The sequence below is a fragment of the Stenotrophomonas sp. NPDC047960 genome (genome assembly GCF_043204395.1).
Taxonomy (GTDB): domain Bacteria; phylum Pseudomonadota; class Gammaproteobacteria; order Xanthomonadales; family Xanthomonadaceae; genus Stenotrophomonas.
This window is the reverse complement of the sequence record NZ_JBIDBX010000001.1, coordinates 965,585-987,973: the sequence shown is the minus strand read 5'-3', so window position 1 is coordinate 987,973 and position 22,389 is coordinate 965,585. Positions and strand designations below refer to the sequence as shown.

The 22,389-nt window shown below is 65.8% G+C and carries 16 protein-coding genes; 4 read left to right on the top strand and 12 right to left on the bottom strand.

From position 1 onward, the window contains the following. Positions 1-280 precede the first annotated feature (280 nt). The 3 genes from ACGFZ3_RS04730 (at position 281) to mtnC (ending at position 2,269) form a co-directional block, all read left to right on the top strand. Entirely contained in the window at positions 281-919 is a 639-nt protein-coding gene (locus tag ACGFZ3_RS04730) for a methylthioribulose 1-phosphate dehydratase (RefSeq protein WP_392917066.1), read from the top strand. 90 nt (positions 920-1,009) lie between these two features. Next, complete coding sequence (locus tag ACGFZ3_RS04725) at positions 1,010-1,567, top strand: acireductone dioxygenase (RefSeq protein ID WP_392917063.1); 558 nt, start codon at positions 1,010-1,012, stop codon at positions 1,565-1,567. Positions 1,568-1,570: 3 nt separating this feature from the next. Then, entirely contained in the window at positions 1,571-2,269 is a 699-nt protein-coding gene (mtnC, locus tag ACGFZ3_RS04720; protein ID WP_392917060.1) for an acireductone synthase, read from the top strand. A gap of 61 nt (positions 2,270-2,330) precedes the next feature. Here mtnC and ACGFZ3_RS04715 read toward each other — a convergent pair whose 3' ends face one another. The 8 genes from ACGFZ3_RS04715 to ACGFZ3_RS04680 all read right to left on the bottom strand — a co-directional run bounded on the left by ACGFZ3_RS04715 (position 2,331) and on the right by ACGFZ3_RS04680 (position 13,817). Further along, positions 2,331-3,041: a hypothetical protein gene (locus tag ACGFZ3_RS04715; protein WP_392917057.1), complete on the bottom strand. Its 711-nt coding sequence runs from the start codon at positions 3,039-3,041 to the stop codon at positions 2,331-2,333. 237 nt (positions 3,042-3,278) lie between these two features. Then, positions 3,279-3,809 carry a hypothetical protein gene (locus ACGFZ3_RS04710; protein WP_392917055.1) on the bottom strand — a complete coding sequence of 177 codons (531 nt, stop codon included), beginning with the start codon at positions 3,807-3,809 and terminating at the stop codon, positions 3,279-3,281. Positions 3,810-4,012: 203 nt separating this feature from the next. Beyond that, positions 4,013-6,640, bottom strand: coding sequence for a glycoside hydrolase family 2 protein (locus ACGFZ3_RS04705; protein WP_392917052.1), 2,628 nt, complete (start codon positions 6,638-6,640; stop codon positions 4,013-4,015). Between the two features lie 24 nt (positions 6,641-6,664). Beyond that, a complete protein-coding gene (locus ACGFZ3_RS04700; protein WP_392917049.1) occupies positions 6,665-7,858 on the bottom strand; it encodes an AGE family epimerase/isomerase in 1,194 nt (397 codons plus the stop codon). Next, positions 7,855-8,853, bottom strand: coding sequence for a carbohydrate kinase (locus ACGFZ3_RS04695; RefSeq protein WP_392917046.1), 999 nt, complete (start codon positions 8,851-8,853; stop codon positions 7,855-7,857). The genes ACGFZ3_RS04700 and ACGFZ3_RS04695 overlap by 4 nt, the downstream gene beginning before the upstream one ends. Before the next feature lie 7 nt (positions 8,854-8,860). Further along, complete coding sequence (gene fucP, locus ACGFZ3_RS04690) at positions 8,861-10,171, bottom strand: L-fucose:H+ symporter permease (RefSeq protein ID WP_392917043.1); 1,311 nt, start codon at positions 10,169-10,171, stop codon at positions 8,861-8,863. Between the two features lie 43 nt (positions 10,172-10,214). After that, a complete protein-coding gene (locus ACGFZ3_RS04685; protein ID WP_392917040.1) occupies positions 10,215-11,282 on the bottom strand; it encodes a LacI family DNA-binding transcriptional regulator in 1,068 nt (355 codons plus the stop codon). Positions 11,283-11,354: 72 nt separating this feature from the next. Further along, a complete protein-coding gene (locus ACGFZ3_RS04680; protein WP_392917037.1) occupies positions 11,355-13,817 on the bottom strand; it encodes a GH92 family glycosyl hydrolase in 2,463 nt (820 codons plus the stop codon). A gap of 352 nt (positions 13,818-14,169) precedes the next feature. Between ACGFZ3_RS04680 and ACGFZ3_RS04675 the strand changes: the two genes are divergently transcribed. After that, positions 14,170-17,250, top strand: a complete 3,081-nt coding sequence (locus tag ACGFZ3_RS04675; protein ID WP_392917034.1) for a TonB-dependent receptor — start codon at positions 14,170-14,172, stop codon at positions 17,248-17,250. Positions 17,251-17,822: 572 nt separating this feature from the next. On the opposite strand, the gene ACGFZ3_RS04670 is transcribed toward ACGFZ3_RS04675, so the two are convergent. The 4 genes from ACGFZ3_RS04670 to ACGFZ3_RS04655 form a co-directional block, all read right to left on the bottom strand. Continuing rightward, the gene (locus ACGFZ3_RS04670) at positions 17,823-18,560 is read right to left on the bottom strand and encodes a copper homeostasis protein CutC (protein WP_392917031.1); all 738 of its coding nucleotides are present in this window, start codon (positions 18,558-18,560) and stop codon (positions 17,823-17,825) included. A 2-nt stretch (positions 18,561-18,562) separates the two neighbouring features. Then, positions 18,563-19,561 carry a N(4)-(beta-N-acetylglucosaminyl)-L-asparaginase gene (locus tag ACGFZ3_RS04665; RefSeq protein WP_392917028.1) on the bottom strand — a complete coding sequence of 333 codons (999 nt, stop codon included), beginning with the start codon at positions 19,559-19,561 and terminating at the stop codon, positions 18,563-18,565. Between the two features lie 53 nt (positions 19,562-19,614). Beyond that, on the bottom strand, positions 19,615-20,643 hold the full coding sequence (locus ACGFZ3_RS04660) for a glucokinase (protein ID WP_392917025.1): 1,029 nt from the start codon (positions 20,641-20,643) through the stop codon (positions 19,615-19,617). 103 nt (positions 20,644-20,746) lie between these two features. After that, entirely contained in the window at positions 20,747-22,345 is a 1,599-nt protein-coding gene (locus ACGFZ3_RS04655) for a calcineurin-like phosphoesterase C-terminal domain-containing protein (RefSeq protein ID WP_392917023.1), read from the bottom strand. Between the last annotated feature and the right edge of the window lie 44 nt (positions 22,346-22,389).

Below are 22,389 nucleotides of genomic sequence, written 5' to 3'. Positions count from 1 at the left end.
CAACACCGGCACCGCCCTCCGCCTGCGGGTGGGCTCGGCGTTTACCGGGGTTTGGGGGGGGTGGGGTGGGGTTTGCGGGGGACGCCGTAAACCCATCCTTGGGGGCTTGGTCGCCGCATCCATGCGGCTCACACCCCCGCAAACCCAACCCGCCCCACCCTTGGACACGCTACGGGTGACGGTGCCAAGGGCCAAAGCGGTAGGTCACGACCGTTGGTCGTGACACCCTGGCCCGACCGGGAACCTGCTTTTAACGCCAGACGCCGTTAAAATGCCCGCCATGAACAACGCCCCCTACGACACGGCTCGTCTGAGCGAACTGGCCCAGGTGCTGATCGACAACATCCGCGAACTGGCCCAGGCCGGGTGGACGCCGGCGACCAGCAGCAATTTCTCGCACCGGCTGGATGACCGGCATGCGGCGATCACGGTGTCCGGCAAGGACAAGGGCCGCCTGATCGAGGACGACATCATGGTGGTGGACTTCGACGGCAAGGCCGTGGGCCGGCCGCAGCGTCCTTCTGCCGAGACGCTGCTGCATACGCAGCTGTATCGCCGGTTCCCGGAGATCGGCTGCGTGCTGCATACCCATTCGCCGGTGCAGACCATTGCCTCGCGGCTGTATGCGGCCAATGGGCATATCCGGCTGGAGGGGTATGAGCTGCTGAAGGCCTTCCATGGCAACAGCACCCATGAGACGGCGGTGGACGTGCCGGTGTTCGCCAACACCCAGGACATGGATGAGCTGGCCGCCAAGGTCGAGGCCAAGCTGGATGAAGGCTGCATGTGGGGCTATCTGATCGACGGGCATGGCCTGTATGCGTGGGGCCGGGACATGGCCGAGGCGCGCCGGCACATGGAGGCGTTCGAGTTCCTGCTGCATTGCGAGCTGGAGCTGCGCAAGCTGCGCGGGCCCTGAGCGACATGCCGCAGCGTCATCAGGTCGCGCCCCCATTCAGGGCCGGCCGCTGATACTCTTTCAGGTCCCCTCGCCGTTCAAGCTGCCGCCATGAGCCGACTGCGCATTTACGACCACAATGAACCCACTTCCCCGCTGCTGGATACCCAGGACGGCGCGCTGATTGCCGCCGAGCTGGAGAAGATCGGGGTGACCTTCGAACGCTGGCAGGCGGCCCATGAGGTGGCGCCGGGGGCGAGCCAGGACGAGGTGTTCGCCGCCTACCGCAGCGACATCGACCGGCTGGTGGCCCAGCGCGGCTTCAAGAGCGTGGACGTGGCCTCGATCGCGCCGGACAACCCCAACCGCGCCGAGCTGCGGAAGAAGTTCCTGGACGAGCACTTCCACAAGGAAGATGAGGTCCGCTTCTTCGTGGCCGGGTCGGGGCTGTTCACGCTGCACGTGGACGACAAGGTCTACGAGATCGAGTGCGTGAAGAACGACCTGATCGCGGTGCCGGATGGCACCACGCACTGGTTCGACATGGGCGATGAGCCGAGCTTCGTGGCGATCCGCTTCTTCACCGAGCCGGATGGCTGGGTCGGGCACTTCACCGGCACCGACATCGCGCAGAAATTCCCCCGTTACGTTCCGACCAAGGCGTCCTGATCCATGCCCCACCCCACTGTCATCCTCACCGACATCGAAGGCACCACCAGCAGCATTTCGTTCGTGAAGAACGTGCTGTTTCCGTATGCGCGCAAGGCGCTGCCGGCGTTCGTTGCCGCGCACGGCCAGCGGCCGGAGGTGCGTCGCTGGCTGGATGCGGTGGCGGTGGAGATCGGCGGAGCCTGCGAGGACAGCCTGATCGTGGAAACGCTGCAGGGCTGGATCGACCAGGACCGCAAGCACACGGCGCTGAAGGCGCTGCAGGGCATGATCTGGGAAGACGGCTACCGCAACGGCGAGTACAAGGCGCACTTCTATCCGGAAGTGGCGCCGGTGCTGAGCGGCTGGCATGCCGAAGGCAAGCCGCTGTACGTGTATTCGTCCGGCTCGGTGCCGGCGCAGAAGCAGTTCTTTGGCTTCAGCGAGGCCGGTGACCTGACCGGGCTGGTGTCGGGCTGGTTCGACACCGAGATCGGCGGCAAGCGCGAGGCGGAAAGCTACCGCAACATCGTCAAGGCCATCGGCGTGCCGGCCGGGCAGATCGTGTTCCTGTCGGATGTGGTGGAAGAGCTGGATGCCGCGCGTGAAGCGGGCCTGCAGACCCGCCTGCTCGACCGCCTGGACGACTACCCGCTACCGCGCACCGGCGGAGCCACGCACGGCCATGACCGCGTGGAGAACTTCCAGCAGATAGTGCTCTGACAGAGTACTTCGATGCAGCGGTGGGTGCGGCAGCACCCGCGCACGCACTTCCGCCGTTGAGTCAGTGTCGCGCCGTTGACTGCCGGCTCGGTTCCGACTCTTCGGCCATGAACTCGATCATTGTGCTCCGGTCGCTGCCGTCCAGTGCCCATCCCGCGCGGTGACGAATCGGCTCGCCATCCTTGAGCACATAGAAGGTTGGGGTCGACCAGTATTCAAAGTTCCACTGCGAAACCTTGTCCGTCAGCACCAGAGGAATGGTGGGATGCATGGAGTTCCAGTCACCCACCAGGTCAAAATCCAGGTCGCGTTGAGGCGGAACTATCCAGGTCGCGGGTAGACCCTGCAGAGCCGGGTCACGTTCGAATGCATGCATTGCTGCTCTGGAGAACTTGCATGCAGGGTGGGACACCACCACAAGATGAAAGCCTGTGGATAGACCTGCTCCTTCGCGCACGAGGGTATTCGAGGCAGTGTCTACTCGCCACACGATTGCTTCGCCAGGCGCAGGCTCTTGCCCCCGCTCGATAAAGGGAACAGCAGGAAGCCAGTCGTTCCGGCCAGCCTGAGCCCGTCGAGCTTCCTCAAAATCACGGGTGAGAATGAGCGAACGGAAATAGACGTCCCAATCCCCTCGATCGCTCTTTCCGATTGACTCGAGAGCCTTCAATGCCGAGCGGATGACGGAAACACTATGCGCGTCATGTGTGTAGAAGTTCTTCGCACCCGCTGCACGTATCAGAAAGTGAAGCGCCTCCGGGGAAGCGCTCACCATGCCCTCTGCCCTGGAGACGGCAGGGTAGAAGGCTTCGTATAGCCTGCTCACCTCCCTGGCTGCCGCAGACGCCTCCGAACCGTCAATCCTTCTCACTTCGGCGTATTACTTGTTGAAATTTTCCTCTGCTCCGGATATCTCCTGAGCGCCGCCCAACGATGATACCAGGCAAGCAACAAAGCCGAAGAGAAAGCGTTCTTTCATGGCGGCCACTGGGCGTCAGACCTGCACAGTTCAGCAACCGGGGGCGACACAGATGTCTTCAAGCTTCCGAGTACACGTCGAGGTCGTGCGGCACCAGTAATCCATGTAATCCGTGTTGCGGAGTCCAGCTGCTGCACGTGAAATCAAATGATCCTCCTCGCTTTCGATCCTGATCCCCCGAATTGAAGCCGCTGTTGCTTCCCGTCCGAAGAGGGAGAGAACCTGATATGCCTCTGACAACGTAAGTTCGTTGCGGATGTCGGCGTACGTGAAGCTACCCAAGCCATTGCGCGTGAAGACAAGGCTGTCGATGAAGCGCCTCTTCGCGCCTGGTGACAACAGGTCCAATGGGGTCGGGGTTGTGCGATTCGCTTCCAGGTACGACTGAAGGTCAGCCTCACTTTTGATTCTGGCAAGTCGCCCAGCAATCTCCCGCTGCATCAATGCGCGACTGTTGGCATCGTCCAGTTGCGCAACGCCGTCCAGGAGGTCTGGAGCGTCGGCCCTGGCCGGACTTGCCAGAGCGATTGAGACAAGCAGAAAGAGTGATGCGGTTTTCATGATCCACCTCGTTGAGTTTGGCGTTGGCGGTCACGGCTCTGATGAGTGGACACTACGCCCGCATATCAACGAAACAAGAGCCTAAGCCGACGCACTCTCGGACCTGAGCACATCTGTGATCCCCATCGCAATACCTCAGCCCACGGCCGGGGCGGTGTGACTGTTCCCTATGCTGCGACTCTGCCCGGCGTTGGATGTGATTGTCAGTCAACCGCCATGGCATCTGCTACCGAGCGCAGCTGCAGGGCCCTGCTCAGGGATTCAAGGTCCGCGTCTGCCTTGACCCGAATACGCACGGGTTCATCTGGAACCAGGTCTACCGCATTGTCGTCCAGGGTCGCATCCAACCCGTTGAACATCACCCACACGCCACGCGCCAGCTGCGCAGAACGCAGCTCCAGCACGGTATCGTCGCCATCCCGCACCCAGCGCGTTTCGATATTCGTTTTCGGCAACTGCATGTGCTTGGCCGCAGCGAAGTACACCACTTGGCGCGACAGTACGCGCGTGCCATCACGCAGTTCAACCACGGCCACCGTACGCGTTGGATCCGCCGTGCCAAGCAGCTGGGCGTCGGTGAAGCGCCCGACGTCCAGCGCCGACAGCGCCGGCACCGTTACCGCATGCTGCTGCGTCGAGATCTGGCGGCCATCCACATCCATCACCCGCAACCGCCACTGCGCTTTCAGCGGCTGCTGCAGGTCATTGAGCAGGCTGATCCGGGTGACGCCTTCGTCACGCAACGCCGCCACGGCATGGTCGGCGAAGAACCGCTTTGCATGGAAATGCAGCGCTTTCCAACGCCCGGCGTAATCGATGCTGGACCAGGACGCGCCCGGCCACACGTCGTTGAGCTGCCAGTACAGCGAGCCCATCGTGTAAGGCCGTGAGGCGCGGTGGTGCAGCGCGGCCAGCGCGATGCCTTCTGCCTGCATCACCTGGCTCAGGTAGACGAAATCGGGGAAATCGCGCGGCGTGCCGAACTCGCGCTCCACGTACTGCAGCAGGCGCTGGTTGCCCTCGCCCGCCATGAACTTCTGGTGCGCGCGTACGGTGGCGCTGTCCACGCGCAGCTCGTCCGCCGGGATGATGCCTTCGAGCGTGCGCAGCGCCGGCCACGCCTGCAGCCCGTATTCGGACATGAACCGCGGGGTTTCGCGCAGGTAGGCCTGCACCGGCAGCGCCGGGTTACCCCATACCTGCCAGTAATGCTTGTCGCCACGGGTGGAATCATTGGCCACCGTATCGAGGTCGTTGCTCGGCGAGCTGGACCAGTACGGCACGCCCAGTCCCTCTTCGGCCACCACGCTGCGCAGGTCGTTGCCGAACAGGTCGACGTAGCCCTGCCAGACGCGTTCGGCAAATGCGGGATCGGCCGCCTTCAGGTCGCGACCATGGCCCCAATCCTTCCACGCGGTTTCTTCTTCGTTGTTGCCACACCACAGCACCACGCTGGGATGCGCGCGCAGCCGGCGCACGTTGTCGCGCGCTTCGGCCACCACGTTGGCGCGGAACGCCGGGTCATAGCCGGGCTGCATGCCGCCGCCGAACATGAAATCCTGCCAGACAAGCAGGCCCAGTTCGTCGGCGATGTCGTAGAACGCGTGGTCCTCGTAGTAGCCACCGCCCCAGTTGCGCAGCATGTTCATGTTGGCGTCGCGCGCGGCGGTCAGCTCGCGGCGGATCCGAGCCGGATCGACCCGGGCCGGGAACATGTCGAACGGAATCACGTTGGCGCCCTTGGCGAAGATCGGCACGCCATTGATGACAAAGGCGAAGCCCTGGCCGCCCTGGGCGTCGTTCTCGCGCCGCAGCGCCACCGTGCGCAGCCCGGTGCGCATGGCGTACTCCATTGCATCCGGGGTACCCGCCGCGGCAACCACGCGCACGGTGTAGCGCGCCTGCTCGCCATGGCCAACCGGCCACCAGCGGCGCGGGCGGTCCAGCGTCACCGGCACCGACACCCGCTGTTGGCCGGCGCGCAGCGCCGCCGTCTTTTCCACCGTGGCAGCTACGCGACCGTCCGGATCAATGAAGGAGACGCTGAGCGGAACACTGCGCGCAGCGGCGCTGTCCACCTCCACCTCAACCTTCAGGTCCGCACGGCGCGCATCCAGCGCCAGCGTCTGCACGGCAACGTCGGTGATCCGCTGCGCGTTCCATCTTTCCAGCTGCACCGGGCGCCAGATCCCGGCGGTCACATAACGCGGGCCCCAGTCCCAGCCGAAGTGATATCCCGGCTTGCGCACGAAGTTGCCGACCATCGCATCGCGCGGCTCATCGCCGTAGGGCGAGGGGTAATTGCCGGCGATCTTGTGCGGCATCGCCTGCACGCCGGGCAGCAGCGTGGCGATTGGCGAACGGAACACGATCCGCAACACGTTGCCGGTGGGCTTCAGCTGCCCATCCACCCGCGCCCGCCAGGTGCGGTGGCTGTTGTCGGCGCGCAGCAGCGCCCGATCATTGAGGCTCACTTCCGCGAAGGTATCCAGGCCCTCAAACGCCAGTTCCGCATGCGTGTCGGCCAGGGTAGCGGCGTCCACGTCGAAGCGGGCCTGGTACTCCCAGTCGGCCAAGCCGATCCACTGCAACCCGGCTTCGGGCGCACCGGCATACGGGTCCGGAATGAGTTCGTGCGCCAGCAGGTCGGTGTGCACCGACCCCGGCACCGTCGCGGGCCGCCACTGGCCCGCCTCCGGATGCGCCTTCAGCTGCACGTTGCCCGGCAGCAGCCGGAACGACCACTGCGCCCGCAGCTGCGCGGCGCCCGCGGGCAGCGCATGAAGCGCAAGCAACAGAACCAGACCAACGCTCCACGCCCAACGCTTCATGCATCGCCTCACTGTAAGGTCAACTCAACGCACCACGTTGAGTACTTCGTAGCACGCGCCCATGGTGTGGTAGTCGGTCTTGCCGGCCGGGCTCTTTTCGTTGCTGTACTTGCGGTTGTCGGCGTCCAGGATGCGGTACCACGCGCCGTACTGGTGGTCGATCATGTGCTGCCAGGCATACGCCCAGAGCTTGTCGTACCAGTCCCAGTACACCGCGTCACCGGTACGCGCAGCCAGCAGCGCGGCGGTGGCCAGCGATTCGGCCTGCACCCAGAAGTACTTGTCGTCGTCGCACACCGTGCCGTCCGGCGCGAAGCCGTAGTACAGGCCGCCGCGTTCCTCGTCCCAGCTGCGCTCCACTGCGGTATCGAACAGGTGCCGCGCGGTCGGCACCAGCCAGTCGGCCTGAACGTGGCGGTCCAGGATCAGCAGCAGCTTGGCCCACTCGGTCTGGTGGCCGGGCTGGAAGCCCCAGGGTCGGAACAGGTGTTTGGGGTTGTCGAGGTTGTAGTTCCAGTCGATCTGCCACTGCGGGTCGTAGTGCTCCCACACCAGCCCCTCGCCCTGCGCGGCCTGGCGCCTGGTCATGTGGTCGGCCAGCAGCAGCGCGCGGTCGCGGTAGCGGGCTTCGCCACTGGCCTCGAACGCAGCCAGCATCGCTTCGCACATGTGCATGTTGGCGTTCTGGCCGCGATAGTCGCTGAAGTTCCAGTCGGCGTCCGCTTCGTCCTTGTACAGACCGAACCCGGGTTCCCAGAAGCGCTTTTCCAGCAGTTCCCAGGTCTCATCCATCCACGCACGTGCTTCGCCGATGCCGGCCTTCAGCGCGCAGCTGTAGGCCAGCAGCACGAAGGCCACGCCGTAGCAGTGGTTGGTGGCATCTTCGACCACGCCATCGCGCAGGGTCCACGCATAACCGCCGGTGGCCGGGTTGCGGTGCACCTCGCGCAGGTAGCGGATGCCGTGCTCGACTGCCTTCAGGTCGTCCGCCTTGCCGAATTCACGGTAGGCCATGGCGTGGTTGAACACGAACCGGGTGCTGCTCACCAGGTGGCGGTGGCTGGCGTCGTAGACCGTGCCATCGTCCAGGTAGTAGTGGAAGAAGCCGCCGTTGGGGTCGATCTCGTGCGGCTGGTAGAACGCCATGCTCTGCGCGATGTGCGCGCGCAGGAATTCCGGCGAACGGAAATCAGGCTGGGCGGGAATGGCGGTGGTCATGCGGCGGTTTCCTGTTGTTGCTGCAGCAGTGTCTGGACATCGGCCAGGCTCGGCATCGCGGCGAACGCGCCCTTGCGGGTCACGGCCAGCGCGCCGACGGCAGCGCCGAAACGGATGGCGTCCTGCAGGCCGGCCGCGTCGCGGCAGAAGTCGACAAACGCATCGCCATCGGCACCGCGCTCACCGAGCGCGAACAGCAGCCCGCCCACGAACGCATCGCCTGCGGCGGTGGTGTCCACGGTATGCACCTGGAAGCCGGTCACCACGCCGTTGCCATGGCGGGTGTGCCAGCGCATCGGGGCGGCGCCATCGGTGACCACCACCGCCTGCGCATGGGCAGCGAGCAGGCGCTGGATGACCACCGCACTGCCGTCGGCGCCCAGCGGCGCGGCCAGGTACTCGAGCTCTTCGCGCGAGAGCTTGACCAGGTCGGCCAGCAGCAGCGCTTCCCACAGCTGCGCGGTCGGGTCGACATCGGCCGGCCACAGCGCCGGGCGCAGGTTGAGGTCCAGGCTGACCATCGCGCCTGCGGCGCGGGCGCGCTGCATGCCCTGCAGCGTGGCCTGGGCGATGGCCGCTTCGGTCAGGCTGTTGGAGCACACATGGAAACTGCGGGTGCCGTCGAAACAGGCCGGGCTGAAATGCTCCGCGCGGAACAGCAGGTCCGCGGCCGGCGGCCGGTAGAAGCTGAAACTGCGCTCGCCGTGCGCGTCGAGCGCCACGAACGCCAGCGCGGTCTTGGCCGCGTCGGTACGCACGATGCAGTCGGTGGCGACCCCGGCACTGGCCAGGCTCTCGGCAAGGAAGTCGCCGAACATGTCCTGGCCGAGCATGCCGGCGAAATGGGTGTCCGCCCCCAGCCGCGCGGCGGCCACGGCGACGTTGGCGGGGGCGCCGCCGGCGTACTGCAGGAACGCGCGCGGCGTGTCCGGCGTGGCCGGCGGCTGCGCAAGTAGATCGATCAAAATTTCGCCGAAACAAACAATCTTGGTCATGACGCGCTCAGCCCCCCTGGCTGAAACCGGCGCTCGGGCGCGAGCCCCACACGCCGTAGAAGAGGATGTAGCCGTAGCACAGCAACGGCAGGATGAAAGACAGGTGCAGGCCGATACGGTCGGCCAGCAGGCCCTGCAGGAACGGAATGATCGCGCCACCGACGATGGCCATGATCAGCAGGCTGGAGGCCTTGTTGGTCAGCGCGCCCAGGCGCTCGATGCTGAGCGCGAAAATGGTCGGGAACATGATCGAGTTGAACAGGCCGATGGCCACCACCGAGTACATCGCCACGTGTCCTTCGCTGGCCAGGGTCACGGCCAGCAGCGCGGCATTCGCTGCAGCGAACAGCGTCAGCAGGCGGCGCGGCGAGAACCGGGTCATGATCGCCGAACCGGCAAAGCGACCGATCATCGCCATGGTCCAGTACGCGGACACATAGCCGGTGGCCTGCTGTTCGGTGAGCCCACCGATGTTGGGCATGGAGAGGTAGTTGACCAGGAAACTGCCGATGGATACTTCCGCACCGACGTAGAAGAAGATGCCCAGCACCCCGAAGGTCACATGGCGGTGGCGCAGCGCATCCATCAGGGTGTGTTTGACCGGGTCTGCCTGTTCGGTGGTTTCATTCAGCGCGGGCAGGCGGAACAGGTACACAAACACCGCCAGCAGCGCCAGCGCGATCGCCAGGCCCACGTACGGACCCTGCACCGACTGCGCTTCCTGGGTTCGATAGGCCAGCTGTTCGGCCGCGCCCAGCGCGTTCAACTCATCCGCGCTCTTGACCGTGTTGCCGAGGATCAGCAGGCCACCGAAGATCGGCGCGATCGCCGTGCCCAGCGAGTTCAACGCCTGCGCCAGGGTCAAGCGGCTCGATGCGGTCTGTTCCGGGCCCAGCAGCGCCACGTAGGGGTTGGCGGCCACCTGCAGCACGGTGATGCCGGTGGCCAGCACGAACAGCGCGCCGAGGAACGCTTCATATACCCGCAGTTCGGCGGCCGGCCAGAAGCCCAGCGCGCCCACCGCGGCGATGGCCAGGCCGGCGACGATGCCCTTCTTGTAGCCCAGGTACGCCACCAGCCGACCGGCGGGCAGCGACATCAGGAAGTACGCACCGAAGAAGGTGAACTGCACCAGCATCGCCTTGGCGTAGTTCAGTTCGAACACCGCCTTCAGGTGCGGAATCAGGATGTCGTTCAGACAGGTCAGGAAGCCCCACATGAAGAAAATAGTGGTGGCCACCGCCAACGCCACGCGCGTGTTGACCACGGGTGCGGCGGATGACGATGTCGGCGGGCGATGCATTGGAGAAATGGGCATGCGTAACGCGCCTCAATGCGCGGGCAGGTGAAAGGGAACGGGATCAGCCGACGGCGGGGCCGCTGCTGTCACGGATACGGAGCTGCACCGGCGCCACGGTATGGCGCGGTGCGGCGGTGGGATCGTCCAGCCGCTGCAACAGCAGTTCGGCCGCCTGGCGGCCGCGCTCGCGCGGATTGACGGTAAGGGTGGTCAACGGCGGCAAGGCGACCGCTGCTTCGGAGATGTCATCGAAACCGGTGACCGCAAAATCGCGGCCGGGCTGCACGCCGCGGGACGCCAGGCCCAGCATCAGGCCCAGGGCCACGGTGTCGTTGTAGCAGACCGCCGCGGTGGGCACGTCGCCGGCGAACAGCTCGCCTGAACGCGCTGCGGCTTCGAGTCGGTTGGGCGCCGATTCGATCAGCCAGTCCTGCTGCACCGACAGGCCCGCTTCGGCCAACGCCTGCGCATAGCCGGTGCGGCGCTGGTGGCAGGAGCTGGACTCGGCATGGCCGCCGAAGAAGGCGATACGGCGATGACCCTGTTCGATCAGGTGGCGGGTGGCCAGGTAAGCACCCTGCTGGTTGTCCAGGGTGAGGAAATCCCAGTCGCCGCCCTTGAGCTCGCGGTTGAACAGCAGCACGTTGGCATAGCCCACGGCCTGGCGCACCTCGGTGGCATCGCTGCCCTCGGCGGGCGACAGGATGAGGCCGGCCGGGGTGTGCTCCATCAGCGTGGTCAGCACCGCCTGTTGCCGCACCGGCGATTCACCGGTGCTGCCCAGCAGGGTCACGTAGCCCTTCGCGCCCAGCGCCTCGTCGACGCCGGACGCGAATTCGGCGAAGAACGGGTTGGACAGGTCGTTGATGACCAGTGCCACGCTGGTCGAGGTCCGGCGGCGCAGGTTGGCTGCGCCCCGGTTATACACATAGCGCTGCCGGCGCAGTTCGGCCTCCACCCGCGCGCGGGTGTCGACATTGACCAGCGGGCTGCCCCGCAGCACCAGCGACACCGTGGCGCGCGACACGCCGATGGCATCGGCGATGTCGGTCACGGTGACCGCACGTGCGGCACCGGCACGGGGCGTGCTGGCGCGGGTTCCCTTGGCAGCGGAAGTGTCCTTTTTCATCGTGGCGTCGGCGTCCTCATGGTCCTGCAAGCCTAAACGATCACATCGGTCAACGGATCGCTGCCTGCGGGCTCATTCCAGCGCGGCCCCCGGGGTGGCGCAGTACGACACCGGCAGGGCGCCGACCTGGGTACCCCAACCCGTTTCCGGTGCGGTGTCGCCCAGGGTGTAGGCGATGGTGCCGCCCTGCTGCAGGCGGTTCCAGTCCAGCCAGACCGGGGCATGCGCCTGGCCATCGACCTGCACGCCCTGCACGTACTGCAGCTTGCGGCCGTCGGCACCGGGTGCCTGCAGGCGCAGCGTGCGGCCCTGGCCGAGATCGACCTCGACCTTGGCGAAGCGCGGGGTGTGCAGCAGGAACTCGCCGCTGCCCGGCACCGCCGGGTACAGGCCCAGCGCGCTGAACAGGTACCACGCCGACATGGTGCCCAGGTCATCGTTGCCAGTGACGCCGTTGGGCGCGTTGGTGAACAGCTGCTGCGCGGCGCGCACCACGGTGGCGGTCTTCCACGGCTGGCCGATCAGCGTGTACATCCACGGGGCGTGCAGGTCCGGCTCGTTGTTGGGGTTGTAGCGGTACTGGTTGTAGTAGCTGTACGGGCCCACCACCCATTCCTTGCGGGCGGCCTGCAGCGGCGACTGCAGCAGGGCGTCGTAGGCGAAGAAGGCATCCAGGCGCTTGCCGGCGTTGTCGCGGCCGTGCATGGCCTGGACCAGGCCGGGGATGTCCTGCTGGGCCAGCCACTGGTACTGCCACGCGGTGCCTTCATGGAACCCGTGGTGCGAACGCGGGCTGTAATGCCCGTCGGCCGGCAGGTACCACTTGCCATCCTCCATGCGCGGGCGCGGGAATCCGCTCATGCCGGTTTCCTCGTCGCGCACACTGGGGTCCCACACCTTCTGCCAGTTGCGGCCGCGCTGGCGCAGCACGCCGGCATCGTCGGTGTGGCCCAGGCCATCGGCCATCTGCGCCAGCGCGCAGTCGGCCAGTGCATATTCCAGCGTGGCCGAGCCGCCGTGGTGCGGATCGACATCCATGCCCTTGGACGGGAAGGCGCGGTCGTAGGCAACGTAGCCGTTCTCCACATAGCCCGGGTTGCCCGAGCGGCCGGCATGTCGCGAGTTCATCGGCGGCAGCTCGAACGCATTGCGCCGCAGTGCCGTGTAGGCCTCGGCTTCGCGCCCGGCAAGCGCGCCGAAGCGCCACAGGTCGACCATGAACGGGGTGACCGGATCGCCGGTCATGATGTTGGTTTCGAAGTTCGCGTAGCCCCAGCGCGGCAGCCAACCGCCCTGCTCGTTGATGGCCAGCAGGCTGCGGCCGATATCCCTGGTCACCTGCGGGCGGGTCAGCGCCAGCCACTGGTTCTGCGCACGGTAGGTATCCCACAGCGAGAAATACTCGTAGTAGGTCCAGCCGTCGGCACGGTGGATGTTGTCGTCATAGCCACGGTAGCGGCCGTCGGCATCGCTCCCGGTCAGCGGCTGCAGCAGCGCGTGGTACAGCGCGGTGTAGAGCACGGTGCGGTCGTCGGCATGCTTGCTGTCCACGCGCACGGTGGACAGTTCCCTGCGCCACTGCTGCTGCGCCAGGGTGCGCATGCGCTCGAAGCCGAGCAGGCGGCCGTCCTGCATGCCGTCGCTGCGCAGGTTGGCGCGTGCGCCGTCGGCGTCCACGTGCGAAATCGCGCTGACGGCGGTTACCGCGCGGCCCTTGGACAGGTCGAAGCTCAGCCACGCGCCGCTGGGCTTGAGCTCGCCTTCCATGCCATGGCGGGCGCCGGGCAGGCCACCGCCCTCGCCCCAGGTGCCATGGGCCTTGAAGGGGCGGTCGAATTCGATGCGGAACCAGGTGGTGTACTGGTGGCCACCGCAGAAGCTCTTGGTGACCAGCTTGCCTTCGACCACGCGGTCGCCGACCACATCAATGACACTGCCGATCACCGAATGGCGCTCGTTGGCCTGGCCCACGTTGACCAGCACATGGCCGGTGCCGGCGTCGGCCGGGAACGTGTAGCGCTCGGCGGCGGCGCGGGTGCGCGCAGTGGCTTCGGCGTCGATGCCGCCGTAGCTGGTCAGGCGCACCTTGTAGTAGCCGGCCTGGCCGACCTCGCCTTCGTGGGTGTAACCGGAGGCATAGGCCTTGTGGTCGAAGCTCTTGGCGTTGTCGGTATCGAAATCACCGCCCGGGCCGATGGTGCCGGTGACCGGCAGCACCGAGACCTGGCCGCCCTGCTCCCAGCAGCCGGCGCCGGACAGGAAGGAATGGCCGAAGCCGCGGATCTTGGGGTCGTCGTAGCGCCAACCGGCATAGTGCTCGCCGATCGGGCTGACCTGGATCAGGCCAAACGGGGCCGAAGCACCGGGGAACGTATTGCCGTCATCCTTGCTGCCGATGAAGGTGTTGACCTCCCGCTCGAGCGCGGCCGGGGCGGCCTGCAGCATCGGGGTGAAGGCCAGCACGGCCAGGCAGGCCAGGCCCGCCAGCGGGCGGCGCAGGGGCGGAAGGGCGAGGCGGGACGGCAATCGGCGCATGCAGTGGGTCCTATGGTTTGGATCGCTCCAAAGTCACGGTGACGTGAATTTAGATCGATTTAAGTAAACCATGGACAAATTGAGATGTGCATTCTGCGCCGCAACATAGGGTCTGCCTGTCCAAGGCGCATATACACACCTGCCCCCTCGCCGTCCATATTGCGCAGCAGCATGCTTCCCTGCGCCGACCGTGTTAAAAATTCGCTGCCAACGGTTTAGATCGATCCAACCCGAAACCGTCACAGAACCGGCCATGGCGGGCTGGGCAACCAGAAATCCGCCCACCTGGGCCTCCGAATTTAGATCGATACAACGTGTCAGCCAAACGATTCAATCCAAGGGAGAGAGTGGAATGAACCAGATGTCCCGCAAGTACGGCCGCGACGCGTTGTCGGCCGCCATCACCTTCGCATTGGCCACCGCCGCCTTCGTGCCGGCTGCCGCCTTTGCCCAGCAGGCCACGACGCCATCCGAGGCCACCTCGGCGACCACGCTCGACAGTGTGCAGGTAACCGGCTACCGCTACGCGATCGAAAAGAGCCTGCAGCAGAAGCGCGACGCCAACGCCGTGGTCGAAGTGATCACCGCCGAGGACGTGGGCAAGTTCCCCGACAAGAACGTCGCCGATTCACTGCAGCGCGTGCCAGGCGTGGTGATCACCCGTGACGGCGGCGAAGGCAAGAGCGTCAGCGTGCGCGGTCTTGACCCGGACCTGACCCTGACCCAGTTGAACGGCAACTACATCGCCACCTCGGAAACCAATGACGAGGCGAGCCGTTCGTTCAACTACACCCTGCTGCCGTCGAACATGCTGTCCAGCGCCGAGCTGTTCAAGTCGCCCGAAGCGCGCATCGACGAAGGCGGCATCGGCGGTACGGTCATCCTGCACACCCGCCGCCCGCTGGAAATGGAATCCAACTCCGGCTACGTCAATCTGGAAGGCACGTCCTCGGACACCAGCCAGGACGTGGATCCGCAGGCGTCGGCGCTGTATTCCTGGCACAGCGAAGATGAGCGCTTCGGCGTGCTGGTCGGCGTGACCCAGCAGAAGCGCACCAGCCGCACCATGGAAGCCACCACCGAGAACTACCAGTGGTACGGCACCGACACCACCGCGCGTGATGTCAACGGCAACCTGATGAACCAGGGCGGCGTGAACTACTGGTGGGGCAACTCCGGTTTCAACGACCAGAACGGCCGCAACTACACTGATTTCTTCATGCCCACCTCGGTGAACTTCGCCGTCAAGGAAGAAGAGCGCGAGCGCAAGGGTGGCCAGTTCACCTTCCAGTTCAAGCCAACCGACAACGTTACGCTGACCGCGAACTACTTCCGCTTCGAGCTGGAGGGTGATTACACCCAGAACATGCTGAAGATTCCGGAATGGAACATGGCGCGCTACAACCAGGACGGCAACTGGGCCGGTGGTCGCCTGTTGAACGGGCTGACCATGGACCCGAGCGGCAGCATCGTCACCGGTGCGCAGTTCGAGAAGATTCCCGGCAAGGCCTACTACTGCAGCGAAGACGAGGCCGCAGCGGCCGGCCTGGCCCCGGGTGGCTGGGGTCCGGACGACTGCACCATCCCCACCCCGCAGCTGACCGGCGGCTACAGCCGCGAAAAGGCGCTGTCGCAGACGGCCGACCTGAGCATCGACTGGGACATCAGCCCGCTGTGGAAGGCATCGTTCAGCGGTGGCCGCACGTGGTCCGAAGGTGGCCCGTCGATGAACTTCCGCATGTCGGCCAAGCCCCGCCGCCGTGTCGATGGCGTGTGGCAGACCGGCAACCAGTATTCGGCATGGGACCTGACCGGCACGCCGTCGGCCACGTTCTCGCCCGACCTGCAGCAGCAGTTGATGAACGGCATTGCTGAAGTGGACACCGGCTCGACCGATTCGTCGTGGATGCAGACGGAGGTCAAGCAGAACCACTTCCAGGCCGACTTCACCAAGCTGTTCGAGAGCGGCTGGCTGGATTCGTTCCAGTTCGGCGCCAAGTACAGTGATGGCAAGGTCCACCGCAATACCGGCAATACCTATTGGGTGTGCCAGGGCACCGACCCGGCCGACTACGACAACAACCGCTATCAGGCAGGCTGTGACAATACCGCGGGCATCGCGCAGCCGGGCTTCTTCCTGTCCAACCCGATCTCCGGCATCCGTGGCGGTTTCGACGCCAACGTGTTCCCGGGCATCGATTACCCGGCGTACATCAACTACCTCAACGATCGCTACGGCGGTTCGCACAACCGCACCGAAGACGACTTCGTCTACAACGTCAACGAAAAGGTGTACGCCGGTTACTTCCAGGCCAACTTCCGTACCGAGCGCCTGCGCGGCAACGTGGGCGTGCGCGTGGTGCGTACCGAGCAGTTCGCGCAGTCGAGCGATTCGATCGAGCGCTTCAACGACTACTTCCTGGACAACGCCTCGGGCGCGCCGATGTCGTGCAACGACCCGGCCGCAGCGGCGTTCCCGAACTACGGGTGCGAAAGCGGCTTCATCCGCCTGCCCGACAGCCTGGCACGCCAGAAGTCGTTCGAGCTGATCGGCACGGACAAGACCTATACCGACTTCCTGCCGAGCTTCAACATCGCCTGGGACATCACCGACAATCTGGTGCTGCGCGGCGCGGCCTCCAAGGTCATTGCCCGTCCGAGCTACACCAGCATCGCGGCACCGGGCGCGCTGAGCTACTTCAGCGCCGAGTACGTGAATGATCGCCGCGTCGCTGGTGGTGCACCGCAGGAAGGCTGGCAGGGCCACGGCAGCAACAAGGACCTGGAGCCGTTCGAAGCAACGCAGTTCGACGTCGGCCTGGAGTGGTACTTCCAGCCGGGCGCGGTGGCGGGCATCGGCCTGTTCCGCAAGAACGTGGACAACTTCACGGTGCCGGTGGTGCGTGACGTGCAGATGGTGGTCGGTGGTGAGTCGGTCACGGTGCAGGATTACGAGACCCAGGCCAACGGTCGCGATGGCGTCTCGCAGGGTGTGGAACTGTACGGCCAGTACACGTTCGACATGGGCTTCGGCGTGCAGGCCAACTACACCTACAACGACACCAACCTGGCTTCGATCGTGCTTGACGGTGAGAGCATTGGTTCGTCGCCGCTGGTCGGCAGTGCCAAGAACCAGGCCAACGTGACGGTGTTCTACGAGAGCGACAAGTTCCTGGCGCGTGCCTCGTACAACCGCCGCGGCGAAGTGGTCGGCGGCCTGAACGGTGGCATGACCGAGTACACCGAGCCGTACGCACAGCTCGACCTCAACGTGGCCTACAACTTCACCGACGCGCTGACCTTCACCGCCTCCGTGTTGAATGCCACCAAGGAAGAACAGCGCATCCACCTCGGCAACGATACCGATGCCCGTCTGATCTCCAGCCTGTACTCGGGCCGCCAGCTGTACTTCGGCGCGACCTACAAGTTCTAAGCGTCAATCCTACCCCGCCTTCGGGCGGGGGCAACGCTCCTCCACGACAACCGCGCTTGCATAGGCGGTTGTCGTTTTTTCTTGGGTTTGGTTGGTGCCGACCGTTGGTCGGTACGCAACGCAGAAGCCGTAGTCTGCGCGTACGCGTGCAGGGCCGGCGGGTATGGGGGTCAGTTCACCTGCGTGGCTGCCTCATGCATTTGGGCGAACAGCCTGTGGGCCTGCGCATGGCCTGAGCTGGGCCGGCGGGTGCGTTGGGGGCCACGGGACGGTCAACGGCGGTGCCGATCAATTCCATGCGTTACCGGACGTTGGTGCGTTCCGTGTGTTCGTTCGGGAACCGAACCTACCAGCGACACCGCGTAGGGACACGCCACGCGTGTCTGATTTTGCTATCCGCCCGCGACCACTTATGGAGGGAGGCAGGCGGGCAGCCCCTGTAGGGACTGTCAAAAACATGGATGTTTTTGCCAAGCCTACAAGGACGTACTTGCGGCGTGTCCCGTAAGGGGCTGCCCGACTGCCTCCCTGCTCGTAGCATTGGAAACGCTGCTGTTGCTGTTGCTGTTGCCTTACGAGACGAAACCGTCCAGCGCAGTGCGCAACCCAGCCACGATGTTGGCATCTGTCTGCGTCCGGTCGTTGTCCAGGCCACGCAGGTCGGCATTGCGATAACGCATCCCGGAAACGCGAGTCGCCTTGGCAGATGCATGCAGTTCACGGCATCCGGTGGCTGTCGCGATACGGGCGACGTTGCCCGGGGCAATGCCCGCGCCCGCCATCACCGACAGGCGATCACCTGCTTGCGCGACCAACTGGGCCAGCATCGCACTGCCTGCTTCCGCGCTGGCCTTGCCACCGGAGCTCAGCACCCGCTGGCAGCCTAGTGCGATCACCTGCTCCAATGCCGCTGGCAGGTCGCGTGCGGCGTCGAAGGCGCGGTGGAAGGTCACGCCCAGCGGCCCGGCGGCGGCGACCAGCTCGCGGCACAGCGCGGTGTCGATGTCGCCGTCCGCATCCAGCGCACCGATCACCACCCCCTCGCAACCCAGCTGCCGGCATTGCGCGATGTCACGCAGCATGATGTCGGTCTCCAGGGCGTCGTAGCGGAAGTCGCCCGGACGTGGTCGGATCAGCACGAACAGCGGTATCTGCAACCGATCCCTCGCCACCGCGATGCTGCCGTGGGACGGCGTGGTGCCGCCCTCGGCCAGATTGTCGAACAGCTCGATGCGGTCGGCACCGCCCTGCTGCGCTGCGAGCGCAGATGCCACCGAATTCGAGGCGATCTCAAGGGTATGCCGCAGCATGCTCAGGTCTGCCCGCTGGTGTATACCGAGGCCGAATCGCGCAGGTCATCCTGGCGGTCCTTGTCGCAGACCGCGTAGACAAAACCGCGATGCAATGCGTACGCGCCGACCTCGCCATTGCGGTCCAACGCAAGGAAGCAGACCTGCAGCGTCTTGCTGGCTTCGGGTCGCTTGCGTACCACCCGTGCGATCGCTTCGCGGCAGGCTTCTGCCGGAGAGCGGCCCTGGCGCATCAGTTCGACCACCAGGAATGACGCTGCGTTGCGGATCATTTCCTCGCCCACGCCCGAGGCAGTTGCCGCGCCGACATCATTGTCCACGTACAGGCCGGCACCGATGATCGGGCTGTCGCCCACCCGACCGTGCAGCTTCCACGCCATGCCGCTGGTGGTGCAGGCACCGGCCAGCTGGCCCTGGCTGTCGATGGCGAGGATGCCCAGCGTGTCGTGGTTGCTGCTGTCGCCCGGACGGGTGCGTCGTTCGGCATTGATCTCGGGCGTGTACTGCGCGGTCTTCAACCACTCGCGCCAGGAGGTTTCGGCAGCCGCGGTGAGCAGCTTCTCGCGCTTGAAGCCCTGCTGCATGGCGAACTGCTGGGCGCCCTCGCCCACCAGCATCACGTGGGGGGTCTGTTCCATCACCTTGCGCGCGACGGATACCGGATGCAGGATGTCGCTCAACGCGGCCACCGAGCCACACCGGCCATCGCCGGCCATGATGCTCGCATCCAGGCTCAGGACTCCGTCACGGTCCGGATTGCCGCAACGCCCCACCGTGGGATTGCACAGCTCGCTTTCCGCCCAGCGCGCCCCGGTTTCCACCGCGTCCAGCGCACTGCCGCCGGTGGACAACACCTTCCACGCCGCCTGGTTCGCCCCTACGCCGAAATCCCAGGTGGACACCACCCGCGCGCGGCCGCTGGCCTGCGCCTGCACGCGTGGGAATGCCATGACACCTGCGGCCAGCGCACTGGCCTGGAGGAATTGCCTGCGATCAGTCACTCGTTGCTCTCCCAACGCCATCAACCGGCCCGGGAGGGCCGGGAAAAGAATGCCTATGCGGCCGCGCAGCGATGTTCGGCGTGCCATACGGCAGCGCCGACGACGCCCAGCTCACCATGTTCGACGCGCCACACGGGCACCTGCTCCAGCACCCGGCGCATCACACCCTTGGCCAGGAAACGGCTGCGGAAGTGGCCATCGTCGAGGAAGCGCGCCACGTGGCTGGAGATGCCGCCGGCCAGGTACACCGAGCGCGCGCCGAAGGTCACCGCCAGGTCGCCGGCCAGGCTGCCCAACCAGCCGCAGAACACCTCCATCGTTTCAACCGCCAGTGCGTCATCGCCCGCATTCGCGGCGGTGATCAGGGCTTCCGGCGTGGCCCACTGCGGTTCCACCCCGCGAATTCCGCACAGGCATGGATACAGGTTCATGAGGCCGCTGCCGGACAGGATGCGCTCGTTGTCCACGTGCTCCCAGCGCGCCAGCATCTGCTGCAGCACCTGCAGTTCCAGCGCATTGCCGGCGCCGAGCGCGGCGTGGCCAGCCTCGCTGGCGAGCACGGCACGCGCACCGGCTTCAAAACGCAGTGCACCGCCCAGCCCCGTGCCCGGGCCCAGTACCAGGGCGGGCCAGCGGCTGCCGTCGGCCGGTTGGCTGTTCAATGCCACCAGCGTCTCAGGGGCGACGTGCGGGATCGCGTACGCGACCGCTTCGAAGTCGTTGATCAGGTCCAGCGTGGCGAGCCCGGCATCGCGGCGCGTGTCCGCCACGGAGACCGGCCACGGCAGGTTGGTGTTGACCAGGTGGTCGCCTTCCAGCAACCCGGCGATGGCCACCACGGCGGTGGCCGGCGCCAGGTGCTGCGAGGCCCGGAACGCGGCAAGGATGGCGGCCAGGCTGGGGAACTCGGCGCAGGCAAAACGGCGAAGGTTGCAGATGCGTGGCGCCTGCCCGGGTACCACCTCCGCCAAGGCGAGGCGTGCATAGGTGCCGCCCACGTCGGCGACGATCAACGTGTCGCCTGCTGGACCCGGGCGCGGGTGGCCCGGATGCGCGTCCGGGAACGGTGTTACGACGCTCACGCGCAGGCCTTGGGTGGATTCGATGTCATTGCCGGAATTTTCGGTGATCGTGTTGGCTTTGCAAAGCAGTACGCGCCGTACCGAAGCGTATTGCGCCCCGGGGTTACGGATTGGCAGCCTGGAGGCGGTAGGTGGTGCTGGCCGTTGCGGTCGGGCCGTCCGCGTGGACGGCCCGCACGTCCACCTTGTGGTCGCCGGCGGGCAGATCGGTCGGAAGCACGCCCCGCCAGAGGTGCGGCGAGGGCGTGGCTTCGGGCGAGCGGTCGAAACCGCGCAGGCGTTCGGCGGTGTCGTCGGCGACGTTCTCGACCATCACGCGTGGGTCCGGCTGCTCCACACGCTTCATGCTCTGCCACGCGCCATCGTCGACGCGGTACTCCACCAGCGTGTCGGCCTGGCCCATGAACACGTTGGCGTACACGCCCCAGGCCGGATAGGCGCCCCTGCGCAGCACCTTGGGCGCGTGCAGGGCGATCTGGTAATCATCCGGGGCACGCGCCACGTAATAGCGCAGGCCGTATTCGCCGCCAAGCTTCACCGTGAGCACTGCGTAGCCATTCGGCGTCCCGTCGCTCATCGTGGCATCGGGAATGCCGCTGCTGTCTTTCACCCCTGACCAGAACGCACCGCAGGCCGCGCCCACGTTGTACTCATGCAGCGGCTTGCTGCCCTGCCAGCCTTCGGCCGCACCGTGGTAGTAGTGCTGCTGGGTGTGGCTGTGCCCACTGAGAACCAGCACGTTCGGGAAATCCTTGAGCAGGGCGAACAGGCGCGTGCGGTCGGCGTGGCGGAAGGTCTCGCGGCCAGACGCGGCATCGAACAGTGGAATGTGCATGCCAAGCACCAGCAGGCGATCACGCGGCACGCTCTTGAGGTAGTTGGCCAGGAAGGTGAACTGGTCCGGGCGCAGGCCGCCGATGTACTTTGGCTTCGCGGTGGGGTCGTAGACCACGTCATCCAGGAACACGAAGCTGGCACCGCCCTCTTCCACCGCGTAGGTGTCCGGGCCATAGACCGCGCGCCAGCTGTCCAGCGAATGGCGGTCGTCCCCGGCATCCATGTCCAGGTCGTGGTTGCCCGGCACATGGAACCACGGCACCTGCAACTGGGCGGTGGCCTTGTTGATCTGCGGGTACAGGGACAGATCGTCGTTGGCGATGTCGCCCAGCGTGGTGCCCAGCCGCGCCGGATGCTTGCCGATGATCGGCTCGACGATGGCGCGCCGGTAGTAGCCCACGTCCTGGCGGCTGGCGGTCTGCGGATCGGTGAACACCAGCATCTCGAAGCCGGCCCGGGCGGCATCGGCATCCTTGTCCGGCTCCAGCGCGAAATCCCAGTTGCGCACATTGGCGCCGGTTGCGGCGATGCCGTCGTACTTGAGTTGCGGCGAACCCTGCGGGGCGTAGTGTCGCCAGTAGCTGGGCATGCCGTTGTCAGCGGCGGGGAAACGGAATTCCTCGGGCTTGATCACGAACACTGTCTGGCCATCGCGCACCGGCAGGCTGTAGCTGCCGTCGGCCGCGGTGCGCACGATCTGTTCACCGTTGGAGACCTGCACCCCCGCCAGGGCCGGGTCGGTGGGACCACGGCCAGGCTTGCCGTCGCGCTCCTGGTAGACCTTGCCGTTCACGGTAGCCTCGCTGGCCCAGGCAGGTGCGGACATCAACAGCAGGCAGGCCAGCCAGGCAGCAGTGCGGGTCATCGAGGCGTTCCGTGGGAGGTGTGCGAGTGTAAGCTGCACATGAT